At 46.9% G+C, this 9,146-nt stretch carries 10 protein-coding genes; 1 reads left to right on the plus strand and 9 read right to left on the minus strand.

Translation table 11 applies throughout. The features are described from left to right. Positions 1 to 592: 592 nt before the first annotated feature. The 9 genes from petJ to QZ918_RS26405 form a co-directional block, all read right to left on the minus strand. Positions 593 to 931, minus strand: coding sequence for a cytochrome c6 PetJ (gene petJ, locus QZ918_RS26365; protein WP_293156452.1), 339 nt, complete (start codon positions 929 to 931; stop codon positions 593 to 595). Between the two features lie 126 nt (positions 932 to 1,057). Continuing rightward, positions 1,058 to 1,558, minus strand: a complete 501-nt coding sequence (psbV2, locus tag QZ918_RS26370) for a photosystem II cytochrome PsbV2 (protein ID WP_293340353.1) — start codon at positions 1,556 to 1,558, stop codon at positions 1,058 to 1,060. A 247-nt stretch (positions 1,559 to 1,805) separates the two neighbouring features. Continuing rightward, on the minus strand, positions 1,806 to 2,294 hold the full coding sequence (gene psbV / locus QZ918_RS26375) for a photosystem II cytochrome c-550 (protein ID WP_293340356.1): 489 nt from the start codon (positions 2,292 to 2,294) through the stop codon (positions 1,806 to 1,808). Between the two features lie 155 nt (positions 2,295 to 2,449). Beyond that, entirely contained in the window at positions 2,450 to 2,641 is a 192-nt protein-coding gene (locus QZ918_RS26380; protein WP_293340358.1) for a translation initiation factor IF-2, read from the minus strand. A 475-nt stretch (positions 2,642 to 3,116) separates the two neighbouring features. Next, positions 3,117 to 4,070 (minus strand): acetyl-CoA carboxylase, carboxyltransferase subunit beta, encoded by a 954-nt coding sequence (accD, locus tag QZ918_RS26385; RefSeq protein WP_293340361.1) that lies wholly within the window; start codon positions 4,068 to 4,070, stop codon positions 3,117 to 3,119. A 51-nt stretch (positions 4,071 to 4,121) separates the two neighbouring features. Beyond that, positions 4,122 to 4,292, minus strand: a complete 171-nt coding sequence (locus tag QZ918_RS26390; RefSeq protein ID WP_293340363.1) for a hypothetical protein — start codon at positions 4,290 to 4,292, stop codon at positions 4,122 to 4,124. Continuing rightward, the gene (locus QZ918_RS26395; protein WP_293340366.1) at positions 4,292 to 5,554 is read right to left on the minus strand and encodes an RNA-guided endonuclease InsQ/TnpB family protein; all 1,263 of its coding nucleotides are present in this window, start codon (positions 5,552 to 5,554) and stop codon (positions 4,292 to 4,294) included. The genes QZ918_RS26390 and QZ918_RS26395 overlap by 1 nt, the downstream gene beginning before the upstream one ends. A 229-nt stretch (positions 5,555 to 5,783) precedes the next feature. Then, positions 5,784 to 6,605, minus strand: coding sequence for a prepilin peptidase (locus tag QZ918_RS26400; protein WP_293340368.1), 822 nt, complete (start codon positions 6,603 to 6,605; stop codon positions 5,784 to 5,786). A 381-nt stretch (positions 6,606 to 6,986) separates the two neighbouring features. Continuing rightward, positions 6,987 to 7,247: a hypothetical protein gene (locus QZ918_RS26405; RefSeq protein WP_293186221.1), complete on the minus strand. Its 261-nt coding sequence runs from the start codon at positions 7,245 to 7,247 to the stop codon at positions 6,987 to 6,989. Positions 7,248 to 7,334: 87 nt separating this feature from the next. On the opposite strand from QZ918_RS26405, the gene QZ918_RS26410 reads away from it, so the two are divergent. Continuing rightward, the gene (locus tag QZ918_RS26410; protein WP_293340370.1) at positions 7,335 to 8,912 is read left to right on the plus strand and encodes an adenylate/guanylate cyclase domain-containing protein; all 1,578 of its coding nucleotides are present in this window, start codon (positions 7,335 to 7,337) and stop codon (positions 8,910 to 8,912) included. Positions 8,913 to 9,146: the final 234 nt, after the last annotated feature.

A 9,146-nucleotide genomic window follows, 5' to 3' on the forward strand; every position in this document is an offset into this window, starting at 1 on the left:
TTAATTTTGATTTCAAAGCTTTTCTAATAAGGTGTTACATCCTAGCACACACTTTTCATTGATAAACCTCAGCATTAATAAATCTTAATGAAAAGTGCTTGACAATTTATCCAAAGTCAGGTTTTACTAATTAATTTGCGATCGCGTGCTAATTCGATCGACGCGGTTTCTGAGTATTTCTCGTTTTTCGTCCCAAAATTTTCTGAGAAACCGGGTTTCTTGTCCCCATAGGGAGGCCCTGTTACTTGCGATCTCAGAAACCCGGTTTCTTCAGATATTTCTCGTTTTTAGTCGCAAAATTTTCTGAGAAACCGGGTTTCTTGTCCCCATGCGTCGGTACTATTAATGTCCTGTGCTTGGCAATTTATACAAAATTAGCAATCTTCAATCTTCAATCTAAAATCTAAAATAAAATTTCCCTCCCCCACCCTTGGGCTAATAAAAATCTGATTTCTGGCGAGCTTGGACAAATAGGTTAAGATCGCTGCAAACCGAGATTTATTTACCAAAGGGAGAGAGAGGGTGCGATCGGGAAGACAAGTTTTAAAATTAAATCAAGTCCGCCCAGGTTGTCCGACTTCAAAGAGGCAGTTTAGCCTTTCCAGTCTTTCTCAGATTGTTCTAGCACGTAGGTTGCTACATCCTCGATTTGGTCGGGCTTCAAGCGGCCGCCGAAAGCAGGCATAGCATTTTTGCCCTTAGTTACCTGAGTCGTAATAGCTTCGATAGAATTCATGCCATACTTCTCAAGAGCGCCTTTTTTCAAGGTTTTCATTGCCATAACGACGTTGCCGCCACCGATGTGACAAGCAGAACAGTTGTTGCTGAAGATTTTAGCTCCTTTAGCAGCATCTCCAGCCAGAGCAGGGCTGCTGAAGCCGAAAGTGAAAATTGTGAACGCTAACAAGGCGATCGATAAGAGTCTTTTCAACGCAGTTCTCCTCTAATGGACACACAAAGAATGATTCTTTAGTTATTTTACCCGTTAAAACAGGCGCGATCGCGACTACGCGATTGCTTTCTCCCGAATAATTTACCACTTTTTGGCAGTGGGAGTTCAACTCTCAAAATTATCCACGCCCCAGCCTGGAGCTTTCTGAGCAGCCCGAATCACAAAAGCAGCCAAATTTTCAACCTCAGTCTGTTGCATCCAGCTTTCGGGTACTTGGCGGCACCAAAAAGTTTCCTCACTGCCGTCATAAGTCATCGGTTCTCTCAGATATGACACCAAACCATTGATGTTGGTGCGGGGAGGCGTTGCCCCCTGGAGGTCGGCCAAAGACAGAGATATCATCGGATCGGGCAAAGTTGCTCCTCCGACGTGGCAATTCATGCAATTTTGCTCGAACAACACTTTGCCCGCAGAAAAATCCTGAGCTGAAAACAACCGAGTGTTTCCCTTACCGTCTAATTCGAGTGCTACAGGTTCTTTGGCTTGTAAATATCTATTCACGTAAGTATCGCCAGCAGCCAAAACAGGTTGAGGAGCCAGCAGCAGGAGCTGCAAAATAATTAACATCCCCAACACAAAGGAGACAAAAACACCACGATGCAGCATAAGAGCGTAGAAAAGTCAATAATTCAGTAACATTTGCTCGTACAATCGATTTTTTTTGTTGCGCTCTGACGAAAGTCAGTATCAACCAGTCCGCTAGCTCAAGTCAGGGACTTCGACTGGGGAGAATCAATCAACCATAGGTAAATTTGAGATTTCAGATTTTAGGTAGAAAAACGGCGAGCGAGCAATCCTTGCCAAATCCCAGCCCCTCTCAATCCAAAATCCAAAATCTCAAATTTCACATTGATTAGCGAGCGCCTTTACCACCAGCCCACTGGCGGGAGATAATTTTCGGCTGCAACAGAATATGACCGGCGATCGCGTACAAATCTTCATCCGAGAGATTTCTCATCTCAGGGAAAATATCGGCACTCTTCATGCTCGGATGCACTTCCGAAATTTCTTGAAACCCGTCATAAGTCGTGGGATTTTTCATATAGTCCACCAGCGACTCAATATTATTGCGGGGTGGGTTGGCCAAAGCCAGAGTTTCCGGACTCAAGTTGAGGTTGGGGTCAGTTTTTGTCATGCCGGCAGCGTGACATTGAGCACAAGTATTTTGGAACTGGCGTTTGCCTTGCTGGACTTGTTTGAGGCTCAGCACTACTGAATCACCTTTGTCATTCAAAGGCAAAGTGCGAACTTCAGGGCTCAGTTCGACTGCCATCGCGCTGCTGACAAATAACTGAAATGTCAAGAATACAGCGGTCAGAGCAATGAAATATCTTTTAAGCATGGTTCTCCTTAAAAAAATCCGGCAAATTATTGAACGCTAAAAGAGTATAGCTGGCAAACAGATTTCTGTTCAAAATTCCTTTGTTTGGCGACAACTGGCGAAAGTTTGTGCAGCCATACCTTTAAAGGTAGAGGAATAGGAATTTTGCGATCGATCTAATCTGCCAGAAGTTTTGAGTCGCGCCTTTTTTCGAGAGCGGACATAATTGCCTTAACATCTTCCAAAGCCAAACGGGTTTGAGGGTGTTTGTAAGCAATTTCCAGCTCATCACACAAGCGGAGCACGTCTTCAACAGGGACGTTGAAGTCTTCTGCTATTTCTGCGATGGACAGGTCTGCAAAACCCATAATTTTCAGGTCGCTGACGGGTCAGAATTGAGTTGACGGCTATTGAATGAAAGGTGGACATTTTAACAAAGCGCTGTTAGCTGTCATCTGTTAGTTTGTTCTGAGATTTTGTGCGATCGCCAGCTAACTAACCACTAACTAACACTAAGCATTTTTGCTCATCCAAACATCACACTCGATCAACTTCCAACCAATATCATCCCATTGCCGCGTCTTTATTATCAATAGGACTTAGGCGTGCAGGGCTAAAAACCCCGTATCTGCGTGGATTTCTCGCTACCAAACTTCATGTTTTTCGTGGAAACCATGGTTTTTGGGGAATTCCTCTGACGTTTTCGTCTTTGGGGGATTCACCAACAGACGGGGCGATTTTCCATTTTTCGATTTAAGATTTACTCCACAGGTGTCTTGTGGAGCTTGAGCTTTGGTCTAAAATTTCGATCGCTTCGCGACAGCAGTCATCCGCCACAGCAGCTTAGGGAGAAAGCTTGAAAGCGTGAGTCGGTGCCGCCACAGCGTGGTGGCTGTCGCTAGCATCGTGGGCGGGGAATTCCGAGTCTGCCAAGAACGGTTGGGGCTGGTGGAGGCTGATGAGCCCAGCCAGAGTTTTCTTTAATTGAGTTCGGGGTACGATCAAGTCTACAAAACCGTGGGCGAAAGAGTATTCGGAAGTTTGATAATTTTCCGGCAGCTTTTCGCGCAGAGTTTGCTCGATTACCCGGCCGCCCGTAAAGGCTACAGTAGCTTTTGGCTCTGCAATTATAATGTCTCCCAACATGGCAAAACTAGCGGTGACGCCGCCGGTGGTCGGGTGGGTCAAAATTGGGATGTAAAGCAGTCTCGCTTCCCGGTGGCGCTCTAGAGCCCCGGAAATTTTAGCCATTTGCATGAGGCTGAGCATTCCTTCCTGCATTCTCGCACCGCCGGAAGCGCAGACAATTAGTACGGGTAAGCGTTCCCGCGTGGCGTGTTCGATGAGGCGAGTCAGTTTTTCTCCGACAACTGAGCCCATGCTGCCGCCGATGAACTGAAATTCCATGACTCCGAGGGCGACGGGCAAATTTTCGATTTGGCCGGTGCCTGTTTCTACGGCGTCTAGGTGGCCTGTTTTATCTTGAAATTCTCGGAGTCGATCGCTATATTTTTTGCGATCGCGAAATTTCAGCGGATCGGTGGCCTGGAGATTTCCGTTAATGGGTGTCCAGGTATTGGAGTCGATCAACTGCTCGATGCGATCGTCACTGTAAACTCTGATATGATGCCCGCATTCCAAGCAAACCATTTGATTTGCTCGCAGGTCTTTGGTATAACTCAGGGCATCGCAAGCTGTGCATTTATTCCAAAGTCCGTCGGCAATTTCTCGTTCCGGCCGTTCTTGGGAGTTCGGTACTGATTTTCGTCGATTTGCAAACCAATCAAATAGAGACATTAAAAGTTGGTAATTGTTAACTGTTGACTGTTGACTGTTGACTGTTGACTGTTAACTGTTAGATTCGGGTTCCTCTTCAATCGGACTGATGAGGAGCGATCCTGTCTGCTGGTGTTCTGGAAGAACTTGCAGGGCTGTAGCACTTCCTGCCCCTAAATAAGATGCTATGCCTAAGTCAACAATCCGAGCTGGGATTTGATGAGCAGCGAGGATTTGCTGCATCAATTCCGCTTCCCAGCGAAAGCTAGTAGTTTTGACACTCCCCGCGCATGAATGCGGGGGATTCTTCTCTCAGCGAGCCAACTTACCCTCTTTAGGTTTGCACCAACTAGAATAGAGGTCGGTTCTCCAGAAGCGTTGGTTGCGTCGAGCGCAAAGGTTCCGGTATGCCCTACCGTACCCAATCCTGAGTTAAGGATGTTAATACCAGCGTTGTGGTCGCGATCTAACTTACAGCCACATTGACAAATATGAGTGCGCGCAGACAATGACTTTTTCACAATGGAGCCGCAGCTAGAGCATTCTTGGGACGTGTAGGCAGGATTCACCGCAATAGTTGCCCGTTTAAATACCTTACCAAAATACTCTAGCCAAACTCGAAATTGATACCATCCAGCGTCATTAATTGACTTAGCTAGACAATGATTTTTAACTAGATTCTTAATCCGCAAATCTTCGTAGACCACTACATCGTTAGATGTGATTACGCACCGCGCCAGTTTGATAGCATGGTCTTTGCGTTGCCTACTTATTTTGAGGTGAACTCTAGCTAATTTGACTCTAGCTTTACGCCTATTTTTAGAGCCTTTGACTTTGCGAGAAACCAGTCTTTGCGACCGTTTCATCTTTTTTTCGCCAGTTCGGTAAAACCGAGGATTTTCAACCTTGTTGCCCAAGGAATCGGTATAAAAAGACTCTAGCCCAACATCTAGACCGATAGTTTTATGAGTTGGTTGGATCTTTTCTTCTCGATCTATTTGGATGCAGAATTGAACGTAGTAGCCATCCGCACGCTTTACCAATCTCACCCGTTTAATCTGGTCTGGTTGATAGAAATTTAGGTCACGAGTGCCTTTCATTTTTAATCGACCAATCCCATTTTTATCGGTGAACGTTATCGATTTGCGATCGTCAGCTAGTTTCCATCCCGATGCTTTATATTCAACCGAGCGATTATCTTTCTGGAACTTTGGGTATCCTTTTTTGCCAGAAATCTTGGCTTTGCAGTTGTCATAAAAACGGGAGATTGCTGACCAAGCACGTTCTGTCGCTGCCTGACGGGCGGTTGAATTGAGTTTGTCCGCAAACGAAAACTCGCGAGCCAATACCGCACTTTGTTTGCTCAAGTCATACTTTCCTGTTTTCGGAGCGTCCATCCACAAACGAATGCACTTATTCCGAATAAACTGCACAGTACGAATTGCCTCGTCAATAGCTGCGAACTGCTCTAAATTTCCGTAGGTTTTGAACTCAAAAACTAGCATCGATTTACTTGGTCTTACGCTAACTACTATAGCGCAAAAATAATGAATAAACAAGGGCAATCTGAAGATTGTAGGCGACGGTCGTCGCAGCCGAGTTCATCGCCACGACGGTCGTCGGGGGGCTTTCCTCTCGCCTTTCGGTAAGTGTAATCCAAGGCACGGAATAATTTTACCAATTATTGAGACGATATTGCGGTCGATCGCGCTTTGTAAGGGCAGATCCCAAACCCTAATTCGGGAAAAAGAACTGCAAGTAAATAGATAAGATCGGTTCTCCCCAGAGAGCCGTAATGGCTGCACCGAGAGCCAGAAACGGGCCGAAGGGCATGGGTTGACGCCGATCGAGCAATCCGATCGCGATCGAAGAGCCACCAACCAAAGCCCCGGCTAAACAAGCGATAAATGCCGCTAGCAGCAAGAGTTTCCAGCCCAGCCAGGCTCCCATCAAGGCTGCTAATTTGGTATCGCCGCCACCCATAGCAGTCTGCCCGAAGCCGATCGATCCTGCAAGTCCGATCGCGTCAAACAGCCACAATCCGACAACTGCTCCCAAAATTCCGTCTAGTACCAGATAGTGCACGGAGTCGATCGGGTTAAATGTCGGCCACCAACCCTTGGCGATTTGGAAAACCAATCCGAGTATCAAGCCCGATCGAGTCAAAGAATTAGGCAAAGTCATTGTATCGCAGTCAATCAAAGACAAAGCCAACAGCCAGCTAAACAAAGTCCAAAACCCCAGTGTTTGCACGCTCACCCCAAACTGCCCATAGATGAGCAAAAACAGCAAACCCATGGCTGCTTCCACCAGGGGGTAGCGGGCAGAAATCCGACTGCGGCAGTGATTGCAGCGTCCCCGCAGCCACAGCCAACCGAACACGGGTATATTTTCGTAAGTTCTGAGTTGATTTAAACATTTGGGACAGCGAGAAGGAGGATGTATCACCGACAAACCCGCAGGCAACCGATAGATTACCACATTTAGAAAGCTGCCGATCGCCGAGCCGATCGTAAAGATGATGACGGTGACAAGGGAATTAAATATTATTTCCATTAAGTTGTTATTTGTTATTTGTTATTTGTTATTTGTTATTTGTTATTTGTTATTTGTTATTTGTTATTTGTTGTTTGTTATTTGTTATTTGTTATTAGTCGTTAGTCGTTAGTCGTTAGTCGTTAGATTGTGTTATGTAACATTTGTAGCTATCGAACCAAATTCTCTGATTTGGATGCGGACTAAAGTCCTCACTACGAACCTTTTCTTTTGAAATTGTGCGATGTGTTTTAATTTGAAACTGTCACCAATTCCCAATGCCCAATTCCCAATGCCCAATTCCCCATGCCCAATTCCCCATGCCCAATTCCCCATGCCCAATTCCCCATGCCCAACTGTCAACTGTCAACTGTCAACTGTCAACTGTCAACTGTCAACTGCCTAATACATTTGAGATTCAATTTCGTCAAAAGTAACAAAACGTTCACCGGGTAACAAAACGGGGTGCGAGGCAAAAATTAGCTGACCTCGATCGCTTCCTTGACTGACAACTACACCCGCCGGACGTTGCATTTGCTCGGAATGCACTTTCAAATACATACCATAGGCCGATCGAGCAACTCGGATCAAATCGGGAGCGATCAAGCTGTGACTTTGAGAAATTTCTATCCGGTGTTCTGAGTTGGGCTGGTATCGGGTCACGGGAAACTTATGATAATGGTATAGGCCTAGCTATTGGTTTTGGCTTGAGATCGATCGAACTTACCTTATTTTTTAAGAATAGACTAGGTGGAAATTAATAGATTAACTTTCGATCCTCCCTTGGCTGCGATCGAACTGCGACTGCGAGCTCTCCTTTCGTCTGAATTATATGCTGATGCGTGGGTAGATCCGTCCCCCGCGACGTTAATCGGGGTTTTCGAGCACCTGCGTACTCTTCGCTACATCCTCCACGACTACGTGCCCAGGCTTGTGTCTGACTCTCCGCCAAACCCTGGGGAGGTGCGCTACCAGTGGCAAACAGGCACTTTGCTATTCACCGATTTAGCTGGATTTACGTCGCTGTTGGAAGCAAACACAGCCCAGGGGCGCAAGGGCGCTGAAACGCTGTTGGGGGTGATTAACGACTATTTTGCCTCAATGATTGAAATCGTCAGCAAGTCGGGGGGGGATTTGCTGGAGTTTACAGGAGATGCGCTGCTGGTGCAGTTTCTGGGAGGGATCGATCGAGAGGAGGATACAGCTAGGGCGGTGCGGGCGGGTTTGCGGATGCAGCGGGCGATGGCTAAATTTGCCAATATGGAAACGGCGCGGGGTGCTTTGTCTTTGAAGATGCGGGTGGGCATCCATTGCGGCCGCTATATTAGTGCTGATATCGGTACACCGCTGCGGATGGCTCACGTACTGCTGGGGCATTCAGTCCAGCAAGCCAAGCAGGCTGAGGGTTCTGGGACTGTGGGGCGGGTGTGTTTGACTGAAACTGCTAGTTTGTCTTTGGGAGAGCAATTTCGTTTTGAATCGTGGAAACCGGGTTATTTGTTGGTGGCAGATGATTTCACGGACGATCGACTCGGAGAGTACGATATTACTTTGACTGGGCGGCGGATGCCAAGTTCGATATTGCTCGATCGCACGGTATCGGGTTTGGTGAGCGAAATCGAGGAAGCCGTGAAGCGGGTTGAACCCCTTGCTAGTTATATTCCCAAAACCATCTTGAGACTGCTGGTTGAAAATGCCGACAGGCGGAAAATCCCGCCGGATTTTCCCGAACCGACGGTGATGTTTGTCAACTTGATCGGTTTACCGGAGTTGGTGGACAAAGCAACGCCAGCCGAGGAAGCTAATCTGGTACTGGGATGTTCTCGGGTGTTTGCGCTAATTGATGCTGTGGTGTCCGCGAAAGGGGGGGTGCTGCAAAAAGTAACGGCGCATTTGGATGGTTCGGATATATTGATTTATTTTGGTGTACCGGACGTTCATACCGACGATCCAAGTCGCGCGGCGAGTGCGGCGATCGCGATCCGGGATCTAATTGCCAGTTTACCTCCGATCGTTATCGGCGGTGAAAATGTGAAAGTAAGCTGTCAAATTGGGCTGTCTCGGGGCCCTGTGTTTGCTGCTGAGGTTGGGGAACCGCGAGGGCGCAGGGAGTTTAATATCCTCGGCGATACGGTGAATACGGCTGCTAGGCTGATGAGCAAGGCGGGGGAAAATGAAATTTTGATTGGCGAAAGGGTGTTTGAGTCGATCGGGCTAAACTTCGATTGCGAGGCTTTGGGAGCTGTTTCTTTGAAGGGCAAATCTGCTCTGACTCCGGCTTTTGTGTTGCACGGTTCAAAGGTGGAGAGGGGAAAAGGCAGCGTTTAAATAAATTTTAAGACCTAGGCAAGTGGTATTATTGGCTATTCGCAGAGACTAAACTCCGATCGATATTTCACAATTCCGCTGCAATCCTGCAAAGCACCTGTTTCTAACGTAAGGATTCAGGTCAAAAAAAATTCAATGGCAGCATCTGGTAAAATAAACGAATGAAAAAGCCTGCACCCCCCAGAGAACAGAAAAAAACCGAAATCGAGCAGTTGAGCCAAGCTGAACTGGTAG

It is taken from the genome of Microcoleus sp. CAWBG58, assembly GCF_020883045.1.
Classification (GTDB): Bacteria; Cyanobacteriota; Cyanobacteriia; order Cyanobacteriales; family Microcoleaceae; genus Microcoleus.